This window comes from Hongsoonwoonella zoysiae (genome assembly GCF_013266695.1).
Taxonomy (GTDB): Bacteria; Pseudomonadota; Alphaproteobacteria; order Rhizobiales; family Stappiaceae; genus Hongsoonwoonella; species Hongsoonwoonella zoysiae.
In genome coordinates this window covers 2,024,547-2,049,231 of record NZ_JABRXF010000001.1, presented here as the reverse complement: position 1 = coordinate 2,049,231, position 24,685 = coordinate 2,024,547, and the positions used below count along the sequence as shown (strand labels likewise).

Annotated in this window: 27 protein-coding genes; 10 read left to right on the top strand and 17 right to left on the bottom strand. The window is 58.2% G+C overall.

The genetic code is table 11. The features are described 5' to 3' along the window. Positions 1-83: 83 nt before the first annotated feature. On the bottom strand, positions 84-803 hold the full coding sequence (locus tag HPQ64_RS09500; RefSeq protein WP_172888103.1) for a DUF1868 domain-containing protein: 720 nt from the start codon (positions 801-803) through the stop codon (positions 84-86). A 401-nt stretch (positions 804-1,204) separates the two neighbouring features. On the opposite strand from HPQ64_RS09500, the gene HPQ64_RS09495 reads away from it, so the two are divergent. Next, positions 1,205-1,975 carry a hypothetical protein gene (locus tag HPQ64_RS09495; RefSeq protein ID WP_172888102.1) on the top strand — a complete coding sequence of 257 codons (771 nt, stop codon included), beginning with the start codon at positions 1,205-1,207 and terminating at the stop codon, positions 1,973-1,975. Positions 1,976-2,008: 33 nt separating this feature from the next. After that, complete coding sequence (locus HPQ64_RS09490; RefSeq protein WP_172888101.1) at positions 2,009-2,779, top strand: trypsin-like serine peptidase; 771 nt, start codon at positions 2,009-2,011, stop codon at positions 2,777-2,779. Positions 2,780-2,850: 71 nt separating this feature from the next. Here HPQ64_RS09490 and HPQ64_RS09485 read toward each other — a convergent pair whose 3' ends face one another. The 10 genes from HPQ64_RS09485 to HPQ64_RS09440 all read right to left on the bottom strand — a co-directional run bounded on the left by HPQ64_RS09485 (position 2,851) and on the right by HPQ64_RS09440 (position 13,778). Next, positions 2,851-3,903 (bottom strand): hypothetical protein, encoded by a 1,053-nt coding sequence (locus HPQ64_RS09485; protein ID WP_172888100.1) that lies wholly within the window; start codon positions 3,901-3,903, stop codon positions 2,851-2,853. 147 nt (positions 3,904-4,050) lie between these two features. After that, positions 4,051-4,845 carry a dimethylarginine dimethylaminohydrolase family protein gene (locus tag HPQ64_RS09480; protein ID WP_172888099.1) on the bottom strand — a complete coding sequence of 265 codons (795 nt, stop codon included), beginning with the start codon at positions 4,843-4,845 and terminating at the stop codon, positions 4,051-4,053. Between the two features lie 103 nt (positions 4,846-4,948). Then, complete coding sequence (locus tag HPQ64_RS09475; RefSeq protein WP_172888098.1) at positions 4,949-5,410, bottom strand: hypothetical protein; 462 nt, start codon at positions 5,408-5,410, stop codon at positions 4,949-4,951. Between the two features lie 242 nt (positions 5,411-5,652). Next, positions 5,653-6,282: a hypothetical protein gene (locus HPQ64_RS09470; protein ID WP_172888097.1), complete on the bottom strand. Its 630-nt coding sequence runs from the start codon at positions 6,280-6,282 to the stop codon at positions 5,653-5,655. A gap of 33 nt (positions 6,283-6,315) precedes the next feature. Continuing rightward, entirely contained in the window at positions 6,316-7,710 is a 1,395-nt protein-coding gene (locus HPQ64_RS09465) for a selenium-binding family protein (RefSeq protein ID WP_172888096.1), read from the bottom strand. A gap of 169 nt (positions 7,711-7,879) precedes the next feature. Then, positions 7,880-9,043: an adenylate/guanylate cyclase domain-containing protein gene (locus HPQ64_RS09460; RefSeq protein ID WP_246270642.1), complete on the bottom strand. Its 1,164-nt coding sequence runs from the start codon at positions 9,041-9,043 to the stop codon at positions 7,880-7,882. A gap of 199 nt (positions 9,044-9,242) precedes the next feature. Continuing rightward, the gene (locus HPQ64_RS09455; RefSeq protein WP_172888094.1) at positions 9,243-10,082 is read right to left on the bottom strand and encodes a hypothetical protein; all 840 of its coding nucleotides are present in this window, start codon (positions 10,080-10,082) and stop codon (positions 9,243-9,245) included. Then, a complete protein-coding gene (locus tag HPQ64_RS09450) occupies positions 10,042-11,883 on the bottom strand; it encodes an AMP-dependent synthetase/ligase (protein WP_172888093.1) in 1,842 nt (613 codons plus the stop codon). Before HPQ64_RS09450 ends, HPQ64_RS09455 begins: the two co-directional genes overlap by 41 nt. A 66-nt stretch (positions 11,884-11,949) precedes the next feature. Next, a complete protein-coding gene (locus HPQ64_RS09445) occupies positions 11,950-12,786 on the bottom strand; it encodes a polyphosphate kinase 2 family protein (protein ID WP_172888092.1) in 837 nt (278 codons plus the stop codon). 101 nt (positions 12,787-12,887) lie between these two features. Further along, a complete protein-coding gene (locus HPQ64_RS09440) occupies positions 12,888-13,778 on the bottom strand; it encodes a DMT family transporter (protein ID WP_172888091.1) in 891 nt (296 codons plus the stop codon). A 75-nt stretch (positions 13,779-13,853) separates the two neighbouring features. Between HPQ64_RS09440 and HPQ64_RS09435 the strand changes: the two genes are divergently transcribed. From HPQ64_RS09435 to HPQ64_RS20210, 4 genes are all read left to right on the top strand, one after another. Next, entirely contained in the window at positions 13,854-14,213 is a 360-nt protein-coding gene (locus tag HPQ64_RS09435) for a winged helix-turn-helix transcriptional regulator (protein ID WP_246270386.1), read from the top strand. A 202-nt stretch (positions 14,214-14,415) separates the two neighbouring features. Beyond that, a complete protein-coding gene (locus HPQ64_RS09430; RefSeq protein WP_172888090.1) occupies positions 14,416-16,926 on the top strand; it encodes an AAA family ATPase in 2,511 nt (836 codons plus the stop codon). A 79-nt stretch (positions 16,927-17,005) separates the two neighbouring features. Then, the gene (locus HPQ64_RS09425) at positions 17,006-17,455 is read left to right on the top strand and encodes a hypothetical protein (protein ID WP_172888089.1); all 450 of its coding nucleotides are present in this window, start codon (positions 17,006-17,008) and stop codon (positions 17,453-17,455) included. A gap of 264 nt (positions 17,456-17,719) precedes the next feature. After that, positions 17,720-18,373 (top strand): hypothetical protein, encoded by a 654-nt coding sequence (locus HPQ64_RS20210; RefSeq protein ID WP_210260139.1) that lies wholly within the window; start codon positions 17,720-17,722, stop codon positions 18,371-18,373. A gap of 119 nt (positions 18,374-18,492) precedes the next feature. Here HPQ64_RS20210 and HPQ64_RS09415 read toward each other — a convergent pair whose 3' ends face one another. Then, positions 18,493-19,146: a transglutaminase-like cysteine peptidase gene (locus tag HPQ64_RS09415; RefSeq protein ID WP_172888088.1), complete on the bottom strand. Its 654-nt coding sequence runs from the start codon at positions 19,144-19,146 to the stop codon at positions 18,493-18,495. A gap of 300 nt (positions 19,147-19,446) precedes the next feature. On the opposite strand from HPQ64_RS09415, the gene HPQ64_RS09410 reads away from it, so the two are divergent. Then, positions 19,447-20,013 (top strand): XRE family transcriptional regulator, encoded by a 567-nt coding sequence (locus HPQ64_RS09410; RefSeq protein ID WP_172888087.1) that lies wholly within the window; start codon positions 19,447-19,449, stop codon positions 20,011-20,013. A 6-nt stretch (positions 20,014-20,019) separates the two neighbouring features. After that, positions 20,020-20,556 carry a GNAT family N-acetyltransferase gene (locus HPQ64_RS09405; protein ID WP_172888086.1) on the top strand — a complete coding sequence of 179 codons (537 nt, stop codon included), beginning with the start codon at positions 20,020-20,022 and terminating at the stop codon, positions 20,554-20,556. A gap of 10 nt (positions 20,557-20,566) precedes the next feature. Here HPQ64_RS09405 and HPQ64_RS09400 read toward each other — a convergent pair whose 3' ends face one another. The 4 genes from HPQ64_RS09400 to HPQ64_RS09385 form a co-directional block, all read right to left on the bottom strand. Continuing rightward, positions 20,567-21,178, bottom strand: coding sequence for a LysE family translocator (locus HPQ64_RS09400; RefSeq protein WP_172888085.1), 612 nt, complete (start codon positions 21,176-21,178; stop codon positions 20,567-20,569). A 92-nt stretch (positions 21,179-21,270) separates the two neighbouring features. Further along, the gene (locus HPQ64_RS09395) at positions 21,271-21,528 is read right to left on the bottom strand and encodes a hypothetical protein (protein ID WP_172888084.1); all 258 of its coding nucleotides are present in this window, start codon (positions 21,526-21,528) and stop codon (positions 21,271-21,273) included. A gap of 29 nt (positions 21,529-21,557) precedes the next feature. Further along, on the bottom strand, positions 21,558-21,752 hold the full coding sequence (locus tag HPQ64_RS09390; RefSeq protein ID WP_172888083.1) for a PLDc N-terminal domain-containing protein: 195 nt from the start codon (positions 21,750-21,752) through the stop codon (positions 21,558-21,560). Continuing rightward, positions 21,742-21,927, bottom strand: coding sequence for a hypothetical protein (locus HPQ64_RS09385; RefSeq protein ID WP_172888082.1), 186 nt, complete (start codon positions 21,925-21,927; stop codon positions 21,742-21,744). The genes HPQ64_RS09390 and HPQ64_RS09385 overlap by 11 nt, the downstream gene beginning before the upstream one ends. A 353-nt stretch (positions 21,928-22,280) precedes the next feature. On the opposite strand from HPQ64_RS09385, the gene HPQ64_RS09380 reads away from it, so the two are divergent. Then, positions 22,281-22,904: a LysE family translocator gene (locus HPQ64_RS09380; protein WP_172888081.1), complete on the top strand. Its 624-nt coding sequence runs from the start codon at positions 22,281-22,283 to the stop codon at positions 22,902-22,904. 20 nt (positions 22,905-22,924) lie between these two features. On the opposite strand, the gene HPQ64_RS09375 is transcribed toward HPQ64_RS09380, so the two are convergent. Next, a complete protein-coding gene (locus tag HPQ64_RS09375; RefSeq protein ID WP_172888080.1) occupies positions 22,925-23,641 on the bottom strand; it encodes a phosphoribosyltransferase in 717 nt (238 codons plus the stop codon). Between the two features lie 396 nt (positions 23,642-24,037). Between HPQ64_RS09375 and HPQ64_RS09370 the strand changes: the two genes are divergently transcribed. Then, on the top strand, positions 24,038-24,655 hold the full coding sequence (locus HPQ64_RS09370) for a TetR/AcrR family transcriptional regulator C-terminal domain-containing protein (RefSeq protein WP_172888585.1): 618 nt from the start codon (positions 24,038-24,040) through the stop codon (positions 24,653-24,655). Positions 24,656-24,685: the final 30 nt, after the last annotated feature.

Here is a 24,685-nt window from a genome sequence, read left to right as displayed (position 1 = left end):
TCAAGGACAGGCCGCTCGCGCCCCCTTCTCCCCACCGGGGGAGAAGTGCCTCGCAAAGCGGGGCGATGAGGGGGCAGCCTGTATCACGCTGACAGGAAAAACTGCGGGCGAAACTCCTCCATATCGTCGAACAGGCAAACCTCGGGCGCGCCAAGCTCGAAAACCGGATGCGTTTCGATAAGCTCCGCTTCCGCCATGTCGATCGCCCGTTCCGCTTCCTCTGCCTCGACTGCGTCCGGCCAGTCGATCATATAGGCAAGCGTGATGTGGAAGCCGTAAGTCTCATGACCCGGCCTTTGCCGCAGGCCCGCGGCATCGGCCAGCCTGTCGCGCATCGCGCGGATCCGCGCTTCCTCCGCTTCCGTCTCTCCCTCAAGACGAACGCCCATCGCTTCCGGGCGCCGCCAAAGGCCGGTCACCTGCATGCGGTAGGGCGGCGGTGTTCCAGCGCCCATCCCCCGGAAGCGCTCAACCATCGCGAGATCCGCCTCCCGCCCGCGAAGCTCTCTCTGCCAGTCGGCGCGAAATTCCGGCTTTTCGCCATTCGCGTGCAGCAACAGGTCGAACATGGTCATGTGCCAGCTTGAAGGCGGCAGCCACGCCCAGCATCGGCCGGCGGCCGACCCTTCGATCCGCGCGCGAGCCGCCGCCAGCGCCGCCTGTCCTGCCTCGTCGCGTATATGCCCTATGATGGTGCATCCGGGCTCCGTCAGCGCCTGCCCCTTAGCATCGAAGCGTCGTCCCAAAAAAGGCGGACGTTCTCGGGAAGCGCGCGCCTCAGCCATCAATTCCGTAAATGTCATGAATGGTCTTCCAATCGATCTTGCCGGCCCACCCTGCCCCGGGTCGGGCCGCATGTCTTGTTGCCCGTGCAGCGTAGTGCCATCGTATGACCCCGTCGAGGAGCACCCTTTGCCAATACACAGATCCGGCGAGCCGTTTTCGGACTTTCCCCGGGGCTTCAGGACACGTGGTCTTCGAACCGGAACACCGCTTGCAAACGTGGCACATGACGCGGGTGACCCACCGCGTAAGCGCTCTTTGCATTATGCAGCGTCAATAATAACAATGCAAATAATGCCAGTAATTGACTGATGTAATCACAAGTATCAATATGGTTTTCTAAAATAATTCTATCTAAAGATAGAGTTATTTTGGGAATAAATACTATTTTCATACAATTTTACATAATGGAGAAAAAGCCATGGCTTTCCTCAAAAACGCAATAAATGCGCTCGATCCCGCTCCCGACAAAAAGACCGAACTGACCCTTGCGCTGAACCTGCTGTTCGAGCTTGCTCAGCAGAAGAACGACAGTTTTCAAAACGCGATCAAGGAAAACCTGCGAACGGCCGGCACGGAAAACAACCGGACCGTTCCGGTGAAGGAAATCCTCGCCTGGCACAAGGAAACGCGGGCCTACGTGAAGGCGGATGCGGGCAGCCTTGTAGACAAGGTCACCGATGCGGTGCGCGATTTCATTTCCGGCGGGGCCGACAATATCGTCAGCGGCATCGGCAAGCTCGTGACCACGGGCCTGGAAGCGATCATCGGCGCGGGCACCGGCACCCAGGCGGAGATGAGCAGCTATTACATCGTCGTCCAGAGCTACGGCATCGCGCGCTACGACATCTATGCCTGGTCGCGCCACATCGAGGCGACCGGCATTACCACCCAGATCGAAACCGCGCTTGCCTTCACCGCCGCCCAGTCGAGCGTCGATGTCAACAAAATCACCTACAACACCTTCCTGATCGCCTATGGAGACCAGCTCTCCAAGATGGGCTTCACCCCGCAGGAGATCGAGGAATATCTCGATTACGCGGAAAAGATCTTCAACAAGCTGCGGAGTGGAGACGCCGACATGGCGGCGCGCGAGAATATGGCCCTTGGCGCTCGGGGCGGCCTTGCGCCGTCGATGGCTCTGGGTTCGGATTTCCACTCGCCGGGCACGTTTAAAGGCACGCTCTGGTAATCGCACCGGCTCCTTGACTTGGGAGATTTGGCAATGACCGGAACTGAAAAATCCCGTCAGCCGACCGGTGCGAAACCGGAAGGCGAACCCGGCGTCGAAATCGTGTTTCCACCCGATCAAAGGGTCCACATCGAAGATACGTCGACCTTTCCGGTTCGCCGCATCGGCCGTCTGGAAATGACCTTTCCGAACAAGAAGGTCTATTCGGGCACGGGCACCTTGATCGACGATTATCACGTACTCACCGCCGCCCATAACCTTTGGGGAAAGGAGCTTGGCGGATGGGCCACCGGCGTCAGCTTCACGCCCGCCCAGAACGGCCCGAATGATGCGCCCTACGGCATCGGCTGGGCGAAACGGCTTGACGTCCCGGAGGAATATCGCACCCTCGCGCCGCCCAGCCCCTTGCTGACGCCCGGCGGCGTGGTCGTCGATTACACGCAATATGTCTACGACTTCGGCCTCATCACCCTCGACCGGGCTTTCGACGGCACGGAAATCGGGCTCTTCGCGTTCGACGATGGGGCCCTGCTGGCCGATCCCGTCTCCATCATCGGTTATCCAGGCGACAAACCAACGGGCACGATGTGGGGAGAGACGGGCAGGATCGGCTCGCTCGCCGAGGAGTTCCTGTTCTACAAGATCGACACCTACAAGGGTCAGAGCGGGTCATCCCTGCTGAGGTCGCGGCAAGGGGCCGTCTACAGCGCGGGCGTTCACGTTGCCGGGTCTGAAACGCTCGACACGAACTTCGCGGTTCGCCTGAACCAGGACAATATCGACCAGATCCTCGCGTGGATGTAGCACGCAGGGAAGCCCTGTCACGGCGGGAAGTGTACTGCGCCCCGCCGTGGCCGGCCCGTTCTTCAAACTCGTCAAGCGGCCATTTTTTCGTCCAGCAGATCCGCGATCACGTCATCGATCGTCGTGAACTCGGACAGCGCCCGAAGGATGACGTCGATTGCGAATTCCAGGATTTCGCGCTTGACGAAAGCCGGCACAAAGGGAAGCGGAATGATGCTTGCGAGAAATTCCGCAAGATATTCCTTCATCCCCTTGTAGACCTCGGGGCTGACGATTGAATCCCCCTTGTTGACGATGCCAACGATTTCCACCGGCACCACTTTGAAGATGTTCCGGTCTATAGACTGGACGACCTTAAGGAAAATCCGCCGCTCCGATCCATCGGACACGAAGGGAATATCAAGCCTGTCGTCCATCAGTAAGGCGAGCCGTTCCTGCTGCTTCACGCTCAGGAAGAATTCCCGTTCTCCATCCTTTTCCGGCGTCTTCACGTCTTGCTTCTTACGATCCGGCGCATCATTGCCGCCTTCACCGGAAGCCGCTTCGATTGCCATCAGGAAGGCATTCGCATAGCCCGCGATTTCATGCGCGCGGTCCAAACCGTTGACCGTCCTTCGCGCTTCGACAAAATCCCGCTTCGTTTGATTGACGTAGTGACCAAGCCCCTCACCGGTGCCGTTGAAGTCGCCGTCAAGCATGCCCTCCACCAGGATGCGCAGCGCGTATTCCGGTTCCAGCACCTTGTCCGGGTCCTTCACGAAATCGATGCCGAGCTTGTCGCTCTGTTTCCGGTAGTTGGCGAGCCACGTCAGTTGAACGTAGCCACGCCCGTAGTAGGCGTGATCGTATGGCCCGGCCGGCTGCGCGTAAGCTCGGCCCATGAGCTTGCGGCGCGCCTCTTCGTCGCTATCGGCAAAGCCTTCCCGCGCCGGCGCCATGTTCCGCCCGACTTCGGCAAGGACGGTCGCCAGCACATAAGCCAGTTGCGCGGGTGGGTTATGGCCATGGTTTTCAAACCAGTAGCCGAGGATCGCGTCCATATTGGCGACCGCGCTTTCACCAAGGCCGCCGCCGAATACCGGCTGCCGGACACGGTCGAAAAACGTCTTGCGGTCAAAATCCATCGATATCCATCCCTTCGAAATACCGCCCGAGCGAGGTTGTGAACCTCGTGCCCGGTGCCTGGGATGAATCTATCTCGGGTTACGCGAGTGGGGATTACTTTCCGCCTTCGCTGGCCGGAGCTGTACGACACTATCGACCAACGAGCGTCACTTTCCCGGAGAAAACCTCAGCGAAAGGCAGGACATGCCGCCGTCGAGCTTGGCGGCTTCCGTATTGCCGATCTCGCGGATTTCATATCCCGCCCTTGCAATCCGCTCCGCGGTTTTCGGGAAGCCCGCGGGCATAAGCACCAGATCGTTGAAGCGGATCGCGTTCGCCGCCGCCTCCTCGTCCTCGCCCGTCAGGATCACCCGGTAGCCTTCGAAACAGCCGCTTGCCGCAAGCCGTTCGGTCGCAAGGATCGTTTCCTCGTCGAGTAGCGAGCAGTCGGTCTTGAAGTGCAGCACGCCTTCCGGCGTTTCCACCTCGCGCACACGATAACCCCAGCGGGAAACGAGGCGGCGAAGCTCTGCCACGCCGTCGGCATCCGTTCTGGCCGACCGGCCGACGAGGATTTCGCGTTCAGTGGTCAGGATATCGCCACCTTCGATGAAACCGGGACCTTCGATTTCAAGCACTTCGTCGTAGAATTCGCGCAAGATCGGCGCCATTGCGGCTGCCTCTCCGAGCCTGGAAAGCGCGCCGGGTCGCATGACGACCGCGCCTTCGGGCAGGCACAGCGCGGTGTCCTCGACGAAAACGGCATCCGGAAACTCTTCGAGCGGCTCCAGCACCGTCACTTTCGCGCCGGTCGATTTAAGTGCCTCGACGTAACTTTCGTGATGCGTTCTGAAGCGGTCGAGGTCCGGCGCACCCGTGTCGATCGCCCTCAGGCCCCGCGCCACACTTATCCCCGGTGCGCGCATGATCGCGTAGGAAAAAGTATAGGACCTGGCGGCCATGACGCACTCCATCAAAGCTGGCAACGAAAGGAATTCACTTGAGACGGTTTTGCGTCCTATCCGGACGGTCTGGAATTCTCAATAACCTTTTCCGGCGAAACGCTCAGGACGGGTTGCCGGAGTAGGGGCCACGCTCGCCGTGATAGCGCGGTTCGTCGCGCTCGCAATCAAAATTCCGCGCGATTTCGTCGGCGACCCGGCGGGCGATTTCGTTGGCTTGCCCGTTCGCCCGCGCATCCACATAGCCGACGACGCAGGCCTCCTCCGGCTCTCTCTGCGCGACCCTCGAAACCACGAGAATCTCGCCGCCCTGGCTATCTTCCGGCGTGCCGGTGTTCGGATCGACGTTTTCGATGAACCACCTCAGGATCGTCGCGAAGGGGCGTCCATCTTCAAGCCGCCACTCGATCGTGTCATTGACAGAGTTCCATTCCACGAAACTCTGCCAGTAATCTCGCCTCGGCCCGACGCCGGCGTGGCCAAACGTTACGGATTGCCGCAAGTCGCCTTCCGCGAAATGAACGACATAGGAGCCATATCCGGGGCATGTCATGGCTACAGACATGCCGTCAGATGAATTTCTGGCAGGACCGCAGGAATTTTCGAAATCGAGCGTCGTATATGAACTTGAAATATCCTGAGACGTTGCTTGAACATCCAGGAAGAACATTAAAAATAATGAACAAATTACTTTAATCACAACCTTCGGAGCAACGGATTTTTCTGCCATTTTCATTCTAGACTCTTCGTCAGAAGTGACGTTTCGACATTTCATTTGCAGGTTGACGAAGCGTTCGGCTGTAACGCTCAAAGGACAATCAGGATGACGCCCGCCGCCGCCAGGGCAACGGTCCACAGGAGATCGAGATTGATCCAGCCGCGCCGAAGGAAGGCAAGGCCGAGCCACTGATAGACGCTGAGCGCGATAACGCCCGTAACCGCAAGCATGGAAACCGTGTGGACCCCGACGGCGGCAAGCGAGATGCCGATCGATCCGGCCGCCGTCAGTTCCTGCGCGGGCGTTCCGGAAAGGCAAAGCGGGATCAGCACCGGCACCAGCATCAGCCCCGCACCGTGGGCGCTCGCCATGAGAAACGACCAGATGCCAAGACCTGCCATGCTCGTCTGCATGCCGAAGCGCACCTTGTGGAGGTGGCCGTAGACCTGGTGATAGACCGCCCAGGAGATCAGGACCAGGCCGCCTCCGACGCGGATCAGATCCGCATCGACAACGACGCCGAGCCCGACGACGAGCGCGACAACGACGATGATTGCCACGGAATGTCCGGCCGCGATCGGGATCAGGGACAGGACCACCACCCGCCGGCTTTTCCTGTGTTGGCCGAGGGCAACGGCGAAAAGCCAGCCCATGGCGGGGTTGAGCCCGTGAAAGGCACCCAGCCCCGCAAGGGTCAGCCAGGGCCAGAGCTGCGTCACCGCGCTGTCTCAGCCGCCGTCACCCCGCCTGCCTCACGGGTAGCAATAGGAATCCGACGAGCAGTCGCCGCCTTCCAGGCGCACCTGATGCGGGCGATGCCCCTTGGGCCACTCCACGAAAAACTTCGGATCGAATTCGATCCCGCCGTTTTCGCCGGCATCGAGCTTCACCATCCAGCCGTCAATGCCGTCCGGATAGAACTGCGGATCGATCGCGCCATAAAGCGAGTTCGTGAAATAGACCCGCCGCCCGTCGCGGCTGATCTCGACCATCTGGGGCCCGCCCGAAAGCGCCCCGTTGGAAGCGCCGGGATGGGCAGCCTTGGAGACGATGCCGCCGATGCGCACCTTCCCGGTCAGCTTCGGGTTGAAGGGATCGCTCACGTCATACTGGTGCATGTCGCCGGTGCCCCAGCAGGAGACGTAAAGGAACCGGTCATCCATCGAAAGGTCGATGTCGGTGACAAGCGGCGGCACCGCCTTGAAGCCTTTCAGGAGCGGGGGTAGCTGATCGGGGTCGGCCGGTTCGGCCGGAATGTCGATCACTTTCTTGATCGCCCATTTGTCGCCATCCCTGTACCAGGTCCAGATGGACGAGGAGAGGTCTTCAAGGCTTATGACCACGCCGACGAACCCGTAGGCCTTCGTCGGGTCGTGCGCCGGGCGCAGCTCGAAAACGAGCTGATACTTGTCGCCAAGGTCTATTTCCTGCAGGTGCTTGCGCTTGTGCAGGTCCCAGAAGTGCAGCCGGCGACCGTATTTCGCGCCGAGAAGCACTTCCGGGATCAGCCCCTCCTCAAAGGTTTTGGGCGTTCCCCATTCGCTGGTGACCATCGTGTCGTAGCCCAGGTGCCACCAGAAATCATAGGCAAGCTCCTGAGACCCGCGCTCGACCTCCCATCGCCCGCGCACCTCGAAAGTTTCATGATCCACGAGAAAGATGCCGCCGGGCGCTTCGCCTTGCGCGTTGCCCAGCGCGTTCACATAAATGCCCTCCGGCCCGCAATGGATCGTATGAAGGCGCGAATAGCCGGCCTTTTCGGCAATCTCTTCAGGCTCGATCACCTTGACGATCTTCGGATGTTTCGGATCGGGCTTGGTATCGAGAATATGCAAGCGCGACGAGCGAAGGCCCGGCACCACCAGATAGCGCCTTTCGGAATGCGGATGCGGCGCATTCGGACAAAGGCAGGAGCTGCAGGCGTTCCAACCGAAGTGATGCAACTCGTCGCCCACGCCCGGCATGTCCGTCTGCCCGACGATGCTGCCGTAGCTGCCCGAAGCGGGGTCGACATCGACGACCGCGATCGCATCGGGTTTCTTACGGTCAGGATCGAAGGCCGCCACATAGGCAAGCTTTTCCTGCGGCGCTTTCATGGCCATGCGGGGCGATGGATAGAAACTTGGATCAGGTGTCCACGTCGCCATTGTCTGCCTCCCTTGAGACGTTAGAGCGACCAAATTTGCGAAAGGCGTTTTCGGATTGATTTCGCCTCTTTTTCTTACGCAACGGAATATTATCACATGCCGACGCCCGTGTATCGGGTTGAAGGTTCTGCTTTTCCGCCGTTTGGCGAACGTTCAGCGCATCGCGCGCTCAAAGGTCGACCGTGGAGCTGCTTTTCTCTCCGCCCGGGGCGGCCGCCGCGCCGGGCAGGGCTTCCAAAGCGTATATTTCAGCGGGCTGGGAGAGGCCCTTCAGGGGAACGTCGCCAAGGGCGCGCGCCTCCGCGCAGTGTTCGATTTCCGCGAAAGTCCGCCGGCTTACGAGAATTTCACCGTCCTGGGCGTGATCGCTGAGGCGGGCTGCGAGGTTCACCGCATTACCGATCGGCGTGTAATCGTACCTGCCTTCCACGCCGATGATGCCCATCGTCGCATATCCGCTCGCCACGCCGATCCCGATCCCGAATTCCATGCCGAGTTTGGCCCATCTTTCAGACAGTCCCGCAAAGGCGGACTTGATGTCGAAAGCCATGTGAACCGCCCGCCCGTCCGGATCCTCGCAAGGGATCGGATCGTTGAAGAAAATCATGACGCCGTCGCCTGCGCGAAATCCGATGGTTCCGCCGTGCTTTACGGCGAGCCTCCCGACCTCCTCATGAAAGGAGCGCAGCACATCCATCAGGTCTTCGGGCTCCATGCTCTCCGTCATGGCGGAGAACCGGCGGATATCGCAAAAGACGCAGGCGATGTACCTGCGGTGGCTCTCCAGCATGCTTTCCTTGCCTTCCGCAAGCACGAGATCGGCAACTTCGGAGGGAAGAAACCGCTTGAGCCTCGCGAGCTTTTCGATCTGCCGGACCTGGCTGGAAACCCGGCTTTCGAGCGCCATGTTGACTTCCGCAAGTTCCTTTGCCTGAGCCTCGACCTTGCGCTTGAGAAAAATCAGCATCTGGTTGCGGTTCAGGAATGCGGCGGCAAGCAAGAGGACATACCCCGACGCAAGAATTGCCGGATCGTAATACGTGTAGAGCGTGCCGAGGATGACGATGAACGCCAGTATGCCCAACACGGACGGAAGTAGGATACCGTGGCGTTTTTTGTCCAACAGGAGCCCGGCGACGGCAGCCGCCGAAAAAAACCACATGAAGACCGCCTGAACATGCGGGTTGATGCCTATAACGGACAAGCCGAGAAGGGGTGCCGCAGTCTGGATGACTGCCGACCAGAAGCAGAACATCAGGGAAATCGCAGCTCCGCCATAAGCAAGAAGGCCGAAGCTGGCGGCATCTTTTTGCAGAGCATCCGCATTCGTCATGGTCACGGCAAACCTCCATGGACGAAGCAAGCGCAAAGGGTCGCGCAATTCATCATATCTGACAAGTTTCTTCGGGCCAAAACCCGACCTCATACGGCGGAACTACTTGGCGAATTCGCTTGACGGACGATCGACCTTTTACCATCGCATCGCGGCGACCTGCCGGAGCAGGCAGGCATGCGCCATGTGGCAAAGTCTCTCACGCCTTTGCCGCCCCCTTGGAACGATCTGAACCGCGGCACCGGTTCGACATACGCATGATCGCGGAAGGCACGAAATGCCAGAGGTAGAGGAGAAGCGATATGGCGAGGTTCGGGGTGGAAAGCGGCGCCAGGAAAGCAACTCCCTCCCCCTCATGGTAGCGCGGGTTGATCGCCAGAAAGTACCTCACATCCTCATGCGGGCTTTTGCGCCAGGCTGCGGCATCCTCTCCGCTTTCGCGGGTGATCCAGCGGTCGCGCAGGATCAGAGGCTCGCCCGGGTCGACGGGTTCGTCATCACTGGTGCGGGCAAGAAAAATGAGAAGCTTGCGCCAGCGCAGCGGTATCCTTCGCCCCGGATAGGGATAGCAACGCCAGAAATACCGGCTCATCATGTGAAAGCTCGACGGATGAACGGCGATGGTGAAAAGAACGACCGTCCTGAAGGGATGGCGCATCTTGTACCGGAAGGCCTCTTTCGCGCCGAACCACAATGTCATTCCCGATCCGCGATAGACGGGAAGCAACCCCGCCTCGGCACGTAAAACGGCGATGGTGCGCCTCATGAAGCGGCGTTCAAGCACATGCACGGCGCAATACCCGACGATATGCCCGCGCTCGTTCCGATAAAGCTGGATGCGGCTTCTCCTGGCATCTTCACGCACAAGCGCCGCGATGAATTCCTTCCGGTCGACACCGGAAAAGATCTCTTCGTGCACCAGGAACAACTGGTCGAACAACGCGTGCCGCTCCGCGGGCGGCAGGGTTTCAGGGTCGACGACCTCGGCTTCGATCAGCCTAAGCGGTCGCTGTTTTCGCGGCACCTGAAAGGTCGGCATAGAGCTTCCCGATTTCCTTCTCGTAGCGCTTGTCGACCACATGTCGTTTTACCTTCAGCGTTGGCGTCAAAATGCCGTCTTCGACCGTCCAGGGGGAAAGAACGAGATGGACGCCTCGCACTTTCGCATAGGCCGGCAGGTGAACCGTCAGGTCATCGATCTTGCCCAGGACGGCACGCCGCGCCGTCACATCGTCCGGGTTCTTCGGGTCGAGCCCGTTTTCCCGGCAAAACGCTGCCCATGCATCGGCGTTCAAGGTCGCCACCGCGGCAAGGCAGGGGCGGCGGTCACCGACGACGCAGACCTGCTCGAACAACGGATCGGCCCGGATCGTCGCCTCAATCTCCCCCGGCCCCACGTTCTTCCCGGTCGAAAGTACGATGAGATCCTTCAACCGCCCGACAATGTATACGCGGCCGTCGCGGATTTCGGCGACATCGCCCGTCTTCAACCAACCATCTGCCGTGATCGTTTCGCGCGTCGCATCCGGCGCCTTCCAGTATCCCTTCATGAGCGAAGGCGAGCGCACGAGAAGCTCGCCGCCCTCCCCGATCCTTACCTCAAGACCATCGAGCGGCCTGCCGACCGACCCGGGCAGATTGTCTTCCAACGTCGTAGCGGTGACCACGGGCGAGGCTTCCGTAAGGCCGTAGCCTTCCACGAGAGGCAGCCCCAGTCCGATGAGAAAATGACTGACGTCCTCCGTCAAAGGCGCACCGCCACTGACGGCGACCCGCAAGCGCCTTCCGAAAGCTTCAAGCACAGGCGCGGCAACGAGGCGGCGAAGCAAGGGCCACAACACGAACCGTTCAAAAACGCCCGGACGAGCCCCCCTTCCGTGACGCGCCTCGAACAGCCGCCAGCCGATATCCGCCGCGCGCGCCATGAACATTTTCTTCAGACCGCCCGGCGCCTTTTTGAGGATCCCGTCATGGATCCTTTCATAGAGCCTTGGTACCGCGATCAGGATCGTCGGACGAATGACGCGCAAATCTTCCCGCAAGGTCTCGATCGACCGCGCGTATGCCACCGTGGCCCCGCACATCACGGCCAGGTAATAGCCCATCGTCCGCTCGAACGTATGGGCAAGAGGCAGGAGCGACAGAAAGATATCGCTCCTGAGCGGGGGAATGAATTTCGTCACTGCTTCGGCGTTCCACAAAAGCGCCTCGTGCGTCAGCATCACGCCCTTGGGCCGGCCGGTGGTACCGGAGGTGTAGACAATCGTTGCGACATCGCCGCTTCCGCACGCCGGTGCGCCTTCGCTCGCAGGCACGTCGTCGCCCGCCTCGGCATACGCAACAACCTGCGGCCCGGAAGCTTGCTTTTTCCGGCCGGCATGCGCGCCGTCGCGAAGCCAGACGTGCTCGAGCGTATCGCAATGCTCAAGATGCGGCGCAATCGCAGCCCAGCGCTCTTCATTGTCCGTGAAAAGGAGCCGTGCGCCGGAATCCTTCAGAATGAAAGCGACCGCTTGCGGGCTGTCATGCGCATAGAGAGGCACTGTGATCAGGCCGCTTGTCATTGCCGCGATGTCGAAGACGACCCAGTCGGTGCCATTCGCCAACAGGACGGCCGCACGATCGCCACGCTTGAACCCGAGACGCTCGAGATGCGCGCGGAACCGGCCGACCCGCGCGGCCATTTCGGACCAGCTGAACTCCGTCCACCGCCCTCCCCGAAACTCGCGATAGGCGCAAGCTTGTGGACTTCGGCCCGCCCGCCGATGAAAAAGACCCGGAAGCGTGCCGGCGTCCCCGGCCCCAATGATATCGATCGTGTCCGTGGATTCCTGAGCCATCGCCGAAGTATGCGGCAAGCCCGCGCCGCGTCCTTGATCGAGCGCAACCGCCGGCTTGCCCGCCGCCTATTCGGTCCTGCCGGCGAGACTTTCCAAAAGTCCGGGATTGAGATTCAAATGCTTGCGCGCCTCCGCCAGCACGCTTTCGTCGAGCATCGGCGGATCAAGGTCGATGTCCTTGCCGAAGCACCTGACGATTTCCTTCATCGCGGCGATCCGCGCGTATTTCTTGTTGTTGGCCGGAATGAGATGCCAGGGCGCGACAACGGTCGACGTTTTCTCGAACATGTCGTCAATCGCCTCGGCATAATCGCTCCAGCGGCTCCGGTTCCTGAAATCCTCATAGGAGAGTTTCCAGCGCTTGAGCGGGTTCTTCACGCGTTCTTCCAGGCGGGCGAGTTGCTCCTCCGGCGTGATATGGAAGAAGAGCTTGACGACGCGGGTTCCGTAATCGACGAGCATCCGCTCGAAGTCATTGATTTCCCGATAGGCCGCCTTCCAGCGCTCCCTGGGCGTCAATTCCTCGACACGTTCCACAAGCACCCGCCCGTACCACGATCGGTCGAAGGCGGTGATCGCGCCAGAAGGCGGCAACCGTTCCATGAAACGCAGCAGATAGTGGCGTTCCAGGTAATAGCGGCGTGGCGCGCCGATTGGCCAGACCTTGAAGCTGCGCGGGTCAAGCGCCGCCGAAATCCTGCGGATCGTGCCACCTTTCCCGCCAGCATCCCACCCTTCCAGAACGATCACGCCGGACCGGCCGGAAAAGAGATAAGCCTGCTGGATCTGCGCAAGCCTGCGCTGCAGCTCGACAAGCTCCTTTTCGTAAGCGTCCTTGTCGAGGCGCAGGTTCATATCCGCGTCTTTCAGTCTTGGCGCCCTCTGCGAAGCTCGTTTTGTCATCCGCCAGCGTTCCGCTTCACCATGAACATGGCAAAAGACTACCTTGCAAAACAGCGTTTCAGCACCTCGTAGTTCTACTGCGGTGTACGCGTTTCCTGGCGCTATCCGGAAATGATCAAGGCTATGCCGCAAACCACGAGCAAGGCCCCGGCCCAGGCCTCGACACGCGGGCTTGCGCCGCTTATCAGCCATATCATCGGCAGGATCAGCACCGGCGAAAGCGAACCGAGCACGGCGGCGATGCCGGTATTGAAATTAGCCAGTGCATAAAGCAGTAGGCTGACGGCCACGACGTAACCCATCACGCCGGGCAGGATCGTCCATGCCACAAGCCTTGCATCCGGCTTCAGCAGGGGCTCAAAGGATTTCGCGGGCCAGAGCGCGATCAGCGATATCGCGAAGGCACCGCCGCCGGTGCGAAGGGCGGAAACGGCGAGCGGATCTGTGCCGGAACGCAAAACGGGTTTGAGTGCAATCAGGCCGATCGCGTGAAACGCCGCCGCCGCAAGGCCGAAAAGGATAACACCCGCCAGTGTTCCCTCCACGGGTTCCAGCTTCCTTTTGTCGGACCGTCCGTAAAGGATCGCCAGGCAAAGGCCGGCGAACGCGAGCCCGGCTCCCAGCAGAGCGGAAAGAGACAGCGTTTCGCCCAGGAGCCAGTATCCGAGGATTGCGGAAATCGGCGCATTCATCGCCATCAAAAGCTGGGTTCGCCTCGGGCCCCCGCGCCGCAGGCATGCCGCCATCGCCAGATTGCTCAAAAGCACGCCAAAGAGGACGCTGCCCGCAAAACCTGGCCAATGGCCCCAGTCGACCGTGGCCCATCCCCCCGCCACCGTGACGAGCGCGATCAGGATTGCCGAGGAACTGATGAGTTGAATGCGCGTGAACTCGAAGGAGCCGAGCCGCAAGGCCGGTACATGCGCGATAAGCCCGGCAGCCGCCCAGGTGAGAGAAGCGCCGAGTGCCGCGGAAAGAGCAAGGATCGCCATTTGCGTGTCGCCTCGTCGATGCTATCAATTGCGTAGCAGAAGCGATTACACTAGGCGAACGGATATTGCTACCGAATGCGTAGCAAAAGGAGTCACATGATCGCGATCCCCCTTCCCGGCCAGCCCGTGCGCGGCTCGAAATCGGGCGAGCCGATAATGGCCGTCTTCGACCTTCTGGGGCGGAACTGGGCCATGGGCATTCTCTGGACGCTCAACAAATACGGGCCGGACACCTTCCGCGGTCTGCAGGAACGCTGCGGCTCGGTTTCGCCGACCGTTCTCAACAAGCGGCTGAAGGAACTGCGCGAAGCCGGCCTCGTCGAACGCTCTGACGACGGCTACCGGGCAACGGCGATGGGAGAGGAGCTTTACGGGATGCTCTTGCCCTTGGGTGCATGGTCGCAGAAATGGGCGGAAGTGCTGGAGCGGAGGTGAGAGCGTGTTCGCCGCAGATACAACCGCCGCACGACAAAAGATTTCGCGCGAATATTGAAGCAGGCACAACACTGCCCAAAGCGCCGAGAGCCAGCCAACACCCGCATAAATATTATTTATGAACCTTCTTTATTCCAATATTATCTTGATATAGTAAGAATTTTTACTATAATTATGCTCGTTTTTAAGAAGGTATATACCCATGACTATTCGCATCTACGGTGACGTCGCTATCGACAATTACGAGTATGAATTCACAGAGGATTTCTCAAGTGAATATTGGAATAACTTAAAAACTGACAATGAAGGTTTCCCGTATCCGGCGCTAATCAACCGTACGCCGAACAGGTTCGTGGCTCGCCATTTCGGCGGCGCGTACTTGCTCGAACGCGGTATAGCAATGGCACTAACGGTGTGGGGTAAAGACTTCGAAAAAGACAAAAATCAGATAATTACGAACCTGAAACCATGGAAAACACATTTTAACAGCCTAAAAGGAATTCGCGAAAGACTTACAAAAGAACCAGGAAATTTCTTTAATTTTTTAAATATTTACTACCGTTTGACAAAAAATGAAGATGGATCTTATCGCATTAAAAATAATGGTTATTCCGGTTTTACATTGCCAAATTCCCGCAATATCAACTGCCAATTTATAAAACATTTAGATTATAAAGAAGAAATAAATATCTGCGACGGTATTTTACCTCATAATATTTTCTTATTTAACGATTGCGCCACAGAATTACGGAACCAAAATATTGATTCAATCAATAAACTCATCGGTAACGATGAAAATAATAATTCATGGATAATTATTAAAACGAATGACCTTCCTGTCGCGCATGCAAAGAATTTAGAAACAAGCAGTTCAGAATTACCGTTCTACAATACGATTTTTGCTCTTGAAACTGATAGAAAAATCTTCATTATCGACGCTCAGGATTTACGCCGGGCAGGCTTGCCAATCACACGCTCACTGTCCTGGGGACGACCGATTAAGGATATCGTTCAACATATCGAGAACAAGAAGATTAAATATCTTCCAAATTATTTTATAATAACATTTGACTATGACGCTTCTGCATTATTCCACTTAGATAATTCAGGAGATAACATTACTGTTAAAGAAGTTTCGTTACTATTCTCAGTAAATCGCAGCGAAGGTGAATTCCAGGCGGGTTTTGAAGGTTCCATGCCGGGTGCCCAGTCAATCTTCACAAGCGCCTTAACGGCTAGTATCTACCAAATCTTACAAGAAAATCAAAGCTTGAAACTCGATTCCGAGGAGGCCGAGTTTTTGCTTACATATTCTCTAATCGCGAAACAACGTGTTCTTAAATGTGGGTTTAGCCCAGTGAATACGAAAAACATGTTCGAAGCGATATCTCAAGAAAACGACATTAAAAGCCAATTTACCAATCTAACCTTTCATGAATCCGTTTTCGCCCTTCCAGCCCAAAAAAATACAAACAACGAGAAAAAAGAAGAGGAGAGATTAGCTGATTCAATTATGCCCCCAGACAAGCAGCCGGATGTATTTGATAACCCATACGTTCGCGGATATGGGGAAAACAAAAGATCTCAGTTACGGAAGGACCAAGAACGATATGGACTAACGTTCCTGAAATTCAAAAAGAATTGGCTCCAGGATCCGGAAAAGGAGCTATTCGATGTATTGTCGGCCGACTTTGAGAATGCAGACAAAGCTTATATCGATTATGTAAGGAGCGGAAAAATTAAGGACTCCTCGTTGCCACTTTGTAACATTGGCAAGATCAAAACGATTTCCCGAAAGGAAATAGAAAGCCTTAGAGCGATACGTCGGCTGATAAAATCCTATGTAGCTGACGGCCGTCGTGGTCCAACGCCCATAGGACTGGCGGTTTTCGGACCGCCAGGTGCCGGAAAAGGCTTCACGGTCAAAAGCGTTTTCGCAACATTTCAAGGCCGTGCGAAAGAGCTTACAACTGACAGCTCAATCGAATGCAACCTTGCCGGGCTGAGCAACCCTGAAGACATAACGCCGTTTTTTCACCAAGCGCGCGATTTCGGGTTAAGGGGAAAGGTTCCTGTGCTTTTCTTTGATGAATTCGATTGCTCCGTCGGTAATGAAAAACTGTTTTGGCTGAAACGCTTTTTAGCTCCTCTGCAAGATGGCGCATTTTCTTCCGGACACATGACGCATCCAATAGGCAAATCCATTTTTATATTCGCGGGCGGAACCACGCATTCGTTTGAAAAATTCAAGGAAGCAGCTGAAAGCGATCCTGCAACGAAGGGGACGGACTTCCTGAGCAGGCTTCAAGCCCATATCGATGTACAGGGCCTCGCCCCGCCGGAAGAAGAACACTTCAAGAATTGGGAACTGTTTAAAAAACCGGAAGCCCGGAAGTTTGCGATGAAGCGCGCTATCGTGCTCCGCGACCTGCTTTATCTGAGGGCGAAACATTTATTCAGCGGCGAGGAACAGGACGGTAAAGCCAACATCGACGAAAACGTAGCGGCCGCATTCATTCACGAGCAAGGCTATGTTCACGGCGTTCGCTCGATGGAAGCCGTCATCCGAATGAGCGCACTTGATGACACCGACAGGTTCTCCGCCGAATGCCTGCCGACCGCGCAACAACTCAAAATGCATGTGTCGGAAGATTTTCATGCGCACGCATTTGGAAAACCAATTCGTAGGGGAATCCTCGAGCGCTTCTGGTAGGCCAAAGCCCAAAATAATAGGCGGCGGCGCCGTCCCGGGAAACGGCCCGCCGCCCGTTCAATCAGATGGGCGAAGACGTTTGGATTTTGTCTGCCCGCTCTATATCCGATTGATTTCCACCGGCAACTTCCGTCACCGGATCAGTACATTTCCAGATTGTAAGAAGCTTTTATTCTCGCTTCTACTTGGTATTTTCTGCCTTTCCATGGCTTACGTCAATAGGCACCGCATCCAGGGGCACACGGTATTTACACCGGTCAGTCAACACGCTGCCAAAAAAGGTAAGGATACTGAATTCGCCCTCGTGGTGACGGGTGTGACAGCTCGAATGCATGGCCATGATCATCCTCCGGCCTTTGCCGAAGATGCTGGTCGCAAAGCGCTCACGCCGCCGGGCGTCATGCCACGGCAAGCCAACGATCCGCCACGAAGGCAAACGCCGTCATGTTCTGAAATCGAAAAGTCCTTTTTCCAAGGTGCCTTTGCGCGAGCGCCTTGCAAAATGGTTCAACCCGGGCATACCGCCTGAAATTTACTAATCAAGCAACTACGGAATATCAAATTGTCTTTAAATAAATATAAATCTATTCATTAATTTACAGAGAATAGAATGGTTGATATATTGTTAATTTACCACTGCCTCTTGGGCATATGCCTGAAGGGACAAGAATGTATCGAGTAAGTGGGAAGGGGTCATCCAATGTATCGCGTAAGATCGAATACCCTTGAGTGCTCTCGAAAAATTCCGAAAAACCAGAAGGCTGACGCTCCGAAGTCCGCGGCGAAGACAGCGGTGCGGAAGACCGGTCTGCTCGCATCTGCCGCTGGCCTCACTTTCGCAGTGACCTCTTTTGCCGCCCTTCCGGGTGCGGATGCGCAAACCTTCTTCCAGCGCATGAGCGCCGAGCGCTACGGCGTACCGGCCGAATGCTTCGACAGTTTCGGCTTCTTCCGGCTCACGGTCGAGAATGCGGAAATCTGCACCGATTTCGCCACCGCGGCAACAGCGGGAAGCCTGCCTTTGGCGGACGAGAGTGAATCGCGGGATATAAACGGGCGCGTCGTTTCCAACAACACGGGCGGAGGCTCCAGCGGAGGCTCCGGGGGCAGCAACGGTGGCTCCGGGGGTGGAAGCACCGGCGGGGGTGGCGGAAGCACCGGCGGAGGTGGAGGCGGTACTGGCGGCAGCGGTACAGGCGGCAGCGGTACGGACGGCAGCGGCACGGGCGGTGGAGATGGCGGCAACGGTGCCGGTACCGGAGGCGGAAGCGGCACCGGGTCGGGAGGCGGTTCGACCGGCGGCACCGGCGGGTCTGGCAGCACGTCTGGCACCGGCGGTGGTGATGGCGGGGGCGGTGACGGCGGACCCGGCGGTTCGGGCACGGGCGCCGGCGGTGGCGCAGGTGGCGGTGCGGGTGGCGCCTCAGGCGGGACAGGGGGCAACTAATCCGGCCTGCCCTGCGGCTGCGAGTGGAGCAGAACGGGCCTCGAAAAAAGCGGAAGGCGCCCGTTCAAGACGCCTCCCGTTTGACTTGGTCCGTTCTGTCAGCTGCGTAATCTGCGCGATCAGCGCAGGGCGGCCACGCTCGAGCCTGTTTCGGCGCCGGCCTTGCCCGCCAACGGCCCGCTCAACACCAGGCCCCAGGACGATTTGCGCCGCGGGTTCTGCATCTTCACCACCGTATAGCCTGATCGTTCCCAGGTTCTGAGCGATCCCCGGAGATTGTCGAGGAAATAGTCGCCCTCGCCCGTGCGCAGAACCAGTACGACATGATGTTCGGCACGGTCGGTCAAAACGGTGGCAAGCATCAGGTCGCGCGACGGCACGCCTGCCTCTATCAGCCGTTTCATCTTGAGAAGCGAGTAATCCTCGCAATCGCCCTGCCCCTTGCTCGGTAGCGTCCAGTATTCCTCGCGCCCGTAGAGTGCGGCATCCGTTGCCGAGCGCACGCTGCGATTTACGCTTGAGTTGATCTTGCGGGCAAGCTCGAGCTTCCTCGCGTCGCTGACCTGGCCGCCCCGGCTGGAGCAGGCCCAGCGATAGCGCCCGCATACAGCCGCGAAGCCCCTGGGCGCCTTGGCCGATTTCTGGATCTTGAGCACCTGCGCCGCATGTGCGGGCGCAGCGACAAGCTTTATTTCCTGAGGCGCCAGGACGCAAAAACCATAAATTGCCGCAGCGGCCACTGGGAGGCGGCCGAACCTTGCAGGAAAGCGCATTGGATAACTCCCCGATTTCGACAGGAGCGGGATAGCCACGCCTCAAGCCGAGAATCGGGCACAAAGGTAAAATCGGATTTTACAGGACGTTGTGAGGACGCTTCTTTTCGCAACGTGGCGAAATAGCCACAAATAATGCTCGAGTTGTTACGCATTCACTTCTTCACCTCAACTTCTGCGATAAAGCCTTTGCGCGTGAGGCCGGGTTAAAATTGCTTCTCCGGCCGTCTTGGGCGGCGGAATGCCTCAATTTCAACGAAATGCTTGCCGTAATTCCATATATGAGACATTCTCTCGTTTATGGAAAATCAATCGAGCTCGACAATCGACCTGCGTATTGCCGAACGTCTCAAGGCATTGCGCGGCGAGCGGGGTTGGTCACTGGATGAGTTGGCAAAGCGCGCCAACGTCAGCCGCGCCACGCTTTCGCGGCTTGAAAACGCCGAAGTGAGCGCAACGGCGAACGTTTTGGGAAAGCTTTGTGCGGCCTATGGGCTGCCGATGTCGCGGCTGATCCGCATGGTGGAAGAAGGTTTCGAGCCTCTGATGCGACGGAACGCCCAGCCTTTCTGGTCCGACCCGCAAACAGGCTTCGCAAGGCTCAGCGTTTCCCCGCCCGCCGCCTCGCTTGCGGGTGAAGTTCTGGCCTGCGCACTGCCCGCCGGCGTGCGTCTTGACTATGACGCGCCACCGCGATCCGGCCTTGAGCATCATCTCCTGCTCACCGAGGGCTGCCTTTCGGTGAGCATAGAAGACACGAGCTACGATCTCTCCTCGGGAGATTGCCTGCGGTATCGCCTTTCGGGGGCGAGCAGTTTTTCGACGCCGAAGGATCAGGGCGCGAAATACAACCTCTTCATCGTGTGAGGCATCATGCCGGAAAGACTTGCCGCCGAAATCTCCATATTGCAGGCGGACGGTGTTGAAGCCCGTCTTGGCGAACTCGCCGGTTTGATGCGCGACTGCGTTCATGCCGGTGCGAGCATAAATTTCGTCCTGCCGTTCTCGATGGCCGAAAGCCAGGCCTTCTGGCAATCAAGGGTCCTGCCGGAAGTGCGCGCAGGCACGCGTGCCGTGTTCGTCGCCGAGGTGGACGGAAGGATAGCCGGCACGGTTCAGCTCGACTGCGGCACCCCGCCGAACCAGCCCCACCGCGCCGAAGTCGCCAAGTTGATGGTTCATCCCGATTTCAGGGGGCAAGGGTTTGCGCGCGGCCTGATGGGCGCGCTCGAAGCCCACGCGCGTGATCTCGGCCGCTTTCTCATCACGCTCGACACGCGCAGCGGCGATGCGGCGGAGCCGCTTTACGCCTCGCTCGGTTATGAGACGGCCGGCATTATTCCCGATTTCTGCCGGGATACGGTGGAGGATCGTCTCGACCCCACGACGATCATGTACAAGCGGCTTTGAACCACCGCCCCTAACGCGAGGCGATCGCGGTTGCGGCACCCGCCATCATTCCCGCGCTGCAGCGGTTGGCGATGCGCATTGCGGCCGGACTTTTCAGGAGAAGGCGCAAGCGAGCTGCGAAGAACACCCAGGCCAGATCGATCGCAATCAGCACGACCACCATCGTCGCCGTCAGTTCCGCCCACCCCGTTACGGTCAGCGTAGCGACATCGATGATCGTCGGTAAAAGCGCCATGTAGAACACCATGATCTTCGGGTTGCCGAGCGTCACGGCAAGCCCCGCCGCGAACATTCTGGCCGCGCCGCGTTTCGCCGGGGTGTTGGATGCATCGACATCGGCCCGCGCGTTCCACATTCTCCAGGCAAGGTAAAGCAGATAGGCAACGCCTGCCCATTTGATCGCGACAAAGACCAGTTGGAACGACTGTGCAAGCGCTGAAAGCCCCCAGACCGCGAGCGAAAGCCAGATAGCTTCACCGATCCACATGGCGGTAAGGAACGGCAACACATTGCGCGCGCCGCGTGTCAGGACGCGGGCGACAAGGGCTGCGATGCTGGGACCGGGAGATCCGGCCGCGACAATCAGTGTCCCGGCGAAGATCAGCAGTGCCGCGATGTCCATGAACGTATCCAGACGCTAACGCCGGTCCGCATGAGCCGGCGCGCGGCACTATCCGGCAAGCCGGGAACGCGGTCAACGCCGAGATCCACCGATCAGGCGTCCGACGGCGGGCCAAGTTTGGCAATAGCGTTTTCGATGTCGCGGATGAGAGTTTCCGGATCCCAGGAGGGGGTATGTTCCTCGCCCCGTGCCGCGATGCGCGCATCCTGAGTCCATTTGTTCAACACGGCGCGTTTTTGCGCTTCGGACAATGTCGGATCGCGCAGCACTTCGTCCGGGTGGGCGTAAGGTGTCGTTTTTTCATCGGGTACCGGCGTTTGGCCGGGAACCTGAGGGAGCCTGTCGATCATATCGGAGTCTCCTTTTCTTTCGTTGCGTTTCAGCGCGCGATGGCCCGTCCGGATGGTCCGAACAGAAACCACAGTATGACGCCCAGCAGCGGCAGGACCAGAATCACGAGTATCCAGATCACCTTCGCGCCTGTCCCTGCGCCCGAGCCCAGCGTTTTGACGATCGCATAGATATCGACCGCCAGAACGAGCAGTCCCAGCAGACCGCTGACTTCAATGCCCATCGCGCGCCTTCTCCCTTTTTTCGCCAATGTAGTTGGGCGCGGGATTACTACGTGGATCGGCCTGGTCGCCCGCGCCGGAATGGCCAACACGTCCGAGGATCGACGCCTTTTCCCGTTCCATCTTCTTCACGGCGTAGTTGGAAAGCTTGATATCGCCGATCATCCTGTCCGACATGGGTTCCTCCTGTTATTTCGGTCTTCTCGAGCATAATACCCCAAACATGCAGAGAAATTAAATATACATTACATATAAATAAAAAACCAATCATCATAACCTGGAATATCGCATGGGCTTATTAAGCTAATTTAAGAGAGCACAAATTTCTATCTATTTCTAAAACTTTTCTCACCCATTATATATTCACATCTCTTTGCGTAATTTTGTGAGAATTACGCTAAATTCAATATTTTCCCGATAATTATACCATCCTGAGCTTCCGCTGCGGATATTGACTTCGCCGGCGAGCCGGGCTCCCATCCGCGCCGCATGCCTTGACAAGGTGAGGGAACGGAGCGAGCGGACCAGCCATGACGATCGAAACCTGGCTTCTTTTCATTGTCGTCACCATCGTACCGGTGATGAGCCCTGGCCCGTCGGCCATGCTGGCGCTCGGCAATTCCCTGCGGTTCGGTCATGCGGCGGCGCTATTTTCGGCCCTGGGCAATTCCATGGGGATGATGGTCGTCGGCGTGGTCGTCTCGTTCGGTCTGGCTGCGGTGGTCGCGGCATCCGCAACGGCATTTTTCGTTTTGAAACTGGTGGGCGGGGCCTATCTCTGTTACCTCGGATTGCGGCTCTGGCTCGGGAAGTCACCGCTTGCCGCCAGCGCGTCGGGTCCGGATCCCTCGCCCTCGCGACTGCGCCTCGTATCGGAGGCCTTCCTTGTTGCCGTGACAAACCCGAAGGCCATCTTCCTCATCTCCGCGCTCTTTCCTCCCTTTCTCTCCACCAAGTCGGCATTCCTGCCGCAGGTGGCCGCCCTTTCGCTCACCTATGGCGGCATCGTCTTCGCTAAGCACATGCTCATTTCCTTTGCCAGCGGTTGGCTGCGCCGTTACCTGCGGGATGCGCGCGCGATCAGGATCGTGCGCCGCGTCATCGGCTCGGTCATGATCGCATTCGGCGGCTCGCTGGCATTGTCCTCCCGCTGAATTCAGCGCCAACCATCGCTTCAAGGCCTAAACCGGGCTCGGTCTTCCAGCTCCCCTGCCCTTTGAAGCTCGAACGCGCGCAGCTTGAACGCCCGGATCCGGTTTTTGACAGTCCGCCCGCAGGCGACCGCGCACACCGCCTTACCCCCAGCCGCCTCTATGGCGTCCGCCGCCGCAAGCAGCGTGTTGCCGGTCGTGACGATGTCATCGACAAGGATCACCTTACGACCCCGAACTTCTCCCGTGACATCCAGCGCGTTGAAAATAAGAGACCTTTCCCTTGCGCCTGTTCCGGAAACCGGAGGCAGGTCGTAACCGAAGCGCAAGGCGGGGGCAATCAAATCACGATCTTCTAACGTTACGGCATCTTCAAGCAGTTCCAGCGTGCGGAATTTCGCCTTTCTGAGTGAATCCCGCGACGGCACGGGAACGAGCAGTGGCGTGCCGGACCGATGTTTTTCATAGACCTTGAGGATGGCGACCCCAAAGAGCTTTCGGGCCAAAATAACATTGGAAGCATTTATTCGCACAGCGCCCGCGGTCAATGGAAAGTCGCAATAACCGTTGATTTTCCGATGCTTAACCGCTCGGCAAAAATGAAACGCCGCCCAGAGCTCCGGCGTTCTGGGCGCAACTTTCAAATGCGCGAACTGTGAGTAATAGGCGCAAAGATAGTGTACCGTGAGCGTGGACCGAGCAAAGTCGGCCGGCGCCCGCCTGCTTGCCTCGATGGGCATCAATTCTTCTTGTCCTGAAGGAATGTGGTGGAAGTAAAATCGTTGAAAGCGCGTTATTTTTCCGTAATTGGCCTGTTAGACCGGCGTGAAGGCCGAACAAACCTGGATTCGTCTTCCCCGGACACTTTAACGCTACGATAACGGGCCAAGCGATATTTACTTCCAAAACCCGATGCGTCTTCGATGTCTCGATCGGTCGACGCATTTTTACCGGGCATGTTCTCACCCTCATTTCCAACCCCCAATTCGCGATTTGGCCTTGCCACGCGCATGAGGTTCGAGTATCCATTCTCGTACGTACCGTACGGTACAGTTCGCACTCGTTCCATAGCAGGCGAGTAATCGGGAGCGGCGTAATTGCTGGACCAGTCGACGAAATCACGCAAGACGGGGGAGATGAAGACGCATGGCGCCTTCACGCCGCGCCAGCGTGAGGTTCTGGCGGTTGCCCTCAAGCTTCTGGTGGAAGGCGGCGACAAGGCGCTGACGACGGCGGGTCTCGCACGTGCGGCGAATTGCTCCAAGGAAAGCCTTTACAAGTGGTTCGGCGACCGGGACGGCCTGCTCGCCGGCGTCGTCGCCTATCAGGCAAGCAAGGTGCGCATCGCCGACGATCTCGCCGCACAGGGCGCCGATGCCTTTCGCGGGCAGCTCGAAACCTTCGCCGAGGATCTTCTGACGGTTCTTGCCGGAGAAACTTCGCTTGCGCTCAACCGTCTGGCGATATCGCACGCCGGGCGCGACGGCGCGCCGCTCGGGCGATTGCTGCTTGAACGCGGCCGCCTACCGATCGGCCAGCGCGCGCGTGCCCTTCTCGAATTCGGCCACAGGCACCGCTATCTTGCGTTCGACGATGTGGAAGCCGCCTATCAGGCGCTTTACGGCCTCATCGTCGGCGATCTTCACGGCCGTCTCCTGCTCGGTGATCGATTGAGCGACGAGGAGACCGATTTTCCCGCCCGCGCCAGAGAGGCGGTGGGCCAGTTCTACCGGCTCTTCGGGGCCGGCGCGTAAACCAGCGACAACCAAGGAAGGAATGATCCG

Excerpts from the sequence above, each read along its gene's own strand:
- HPQ64_RS09480 (WP_172888099.1), bottom strand. The coding sequence starts at position 4,845 with ATGGCCGCCAGGTCCTATACTTTTTCCTACGCGATCATGCGCGCACCG.
- HPQ64_RS09485 (WP_172888100.1), bottom strand. The coding sequence starts at position 3,903 with ATGGATTTTGACCGCAAGACGTTTTTCGACCGTGTCCGGCAGCCGGTA.
- HPQ64_RS09380 (WP_172888081.1), top strand. The coding sequence starts at position 22,281 with ATGACGATCGAAACCTGGCTTCTTTTCATTGTCGTCACCATCGTACCG.
- HPQ64_RS09430 (WP_172888090.1), top strand. The coding sequence starts at position 14,416 with ATGACTATTCGCATCTACGGTGACGTCGCTATCGACAATTACGAGTAT.
- HPQ64_RS09405 (WP_172888086.1), top strand. The coding sequence starts at position 20,020 with ATGCCGGAAAGACTTGCCGCCGAAATCTCCATATTGCAGGCGGACGGT.
- HPQ64_RS09490 (WP_172888101.1), top strand. The coding sequence starts at position 2,009 with ATGACCGGAACTGAAAAATCCCGTCAGCCGACCGGTGCGAAACCGGAA.
- HPQ64_RS09500 (WP_172888103.1), bottom strand. The coding sequence starts at position 803 with ATGACATTTACGGAATTGATGGCTGAGGCGCGCGCTTCCCGAGAACGT.
- HPQ64_RS09440 (WP_172888091.1), bottom strand. The coding sequence starts at position 13,778 with ATGGCGATCCTTGCTCTTTCCGCGGCACTCGGCGCTTCTCTCACCTGG.
- HPQ64_RS09390 (WP_172888083.1), bottom strand. The coding sequence starts at position 21,752 with ATGGGCATTGAAGTCAGCGGTCTGCTGGGACTGCTCGTTCTGGCGGTC.
- HPQ64_RS09450 (WP_172888093.1), bottom strand. The coding sequence starts at position 11,883 with ATGGCTCAGGAATCCACGGACACGATCGATATCATTGGGGCCGGGGAC.
- HPQ64_RS09445 (WP_172888092.1), bottom strand. The coding sequence starts at position 12,786 with ATGACAAAACGAGCTTCGCAGAGGGCGCCAAGACTGAAAGACGCGGAT.
- HPQ64_RS09385 (WP_172888082.1), bottom strand. The coding sequence starts at position 21,927 with ATGTCGGACAGGATGATCGGCGATATCAAGCTTTCCAACTACGCCGTG.
- HPQ64_RS09415 (WP_172888088.1), bottom strand. The coding sequence starts at position 19,146 with ATGCGCTTTCCTGCAAGGTTCGGCCGCCTCCCAGTGGCCGCTGCGGCA.
- HPQ64_RS09370 (WP_172888585.1), top strand. The coding sequence starts at position 24,038 with ATGAAGACGCATGGCGCCTTCACGCCGCGCCAGCGTGAGGTTCTGGCG.
- HPQ64_RS09465 (WP_172888096.1), bottom strand. The coding sequence starts at position 7,710 with ATGGCGACGTGGACACCTGATCCAAGTTTCTATCCATCGCCCCGCATG.
- HPQ64_RS09475 (WP_172888098.1), bottom strand. The coding sequence starts at position 5,410 with ATGTCTGTAGCCATGACATGCCCCGGATATGGCTCCTATGTCGTTCAT.
- HPQ64_RS09375 (WP_172888080.1), bottom strand. The coding sequence starts at position 23,641 with ATGCCCATCGAGGCAAGCAGGCGGGCGCCGGCCGACTTTGCTCGGTCC.
- HPQ64_RS09455 (WP_172888094.1), bottom strand. The coding sequence starts at position 10,082 with ATGCCGACCTTTCAGGTGCCGCGAAAACAGCGACCGCTTAGGCTGATC.
- HPQ64_RS09495 (WP_172888102.1), top strand. The coding sequence starts at position 1,205 with ATGGCTTTCCTCAAAAACGCAATAAATGCGCTCGATCCCGCTCCCGAC.
- HPQ64_RS09400 (WP_172888085.1), bottom strand. The coding sequence starts at position 21,178 with ATGGACATCGCGGCACTGCTGATCTTCGCCGGGACACTGATTGTCGCG.
- HPQ64_RS09435 (WP_246270386.1), top strand. The coding sequence starts at position 13,854 with ATGCGTAGCAAAAGGAGTCACATGATCGCGATCCCCCTTCCCGGCCAG.
- HPQ64_RS09395 (WP_172888084.1), bottom strand. The coding sequence starts at position 21,528 with ATGATCGACAGGCTCCCTCAGGTTCCCGGCCAAACGCCGGTACCCGAT.
- HPQ64_RS09460 (WP_246270642.1), bottom strand. The coding sequence starts at position 9,043 with ATGACGAATGCGGATGCTCTGCAAAAAGATGCCGCCAGCTTCGGCCTT.
- HPQ64_RS09410 (WP_172888087.1), top strand. The coding sequence starts at position 19,447 with ATGGAAAATCAATCGAGCTCGACAATCGACCTGCGTATTGCCGAACGT.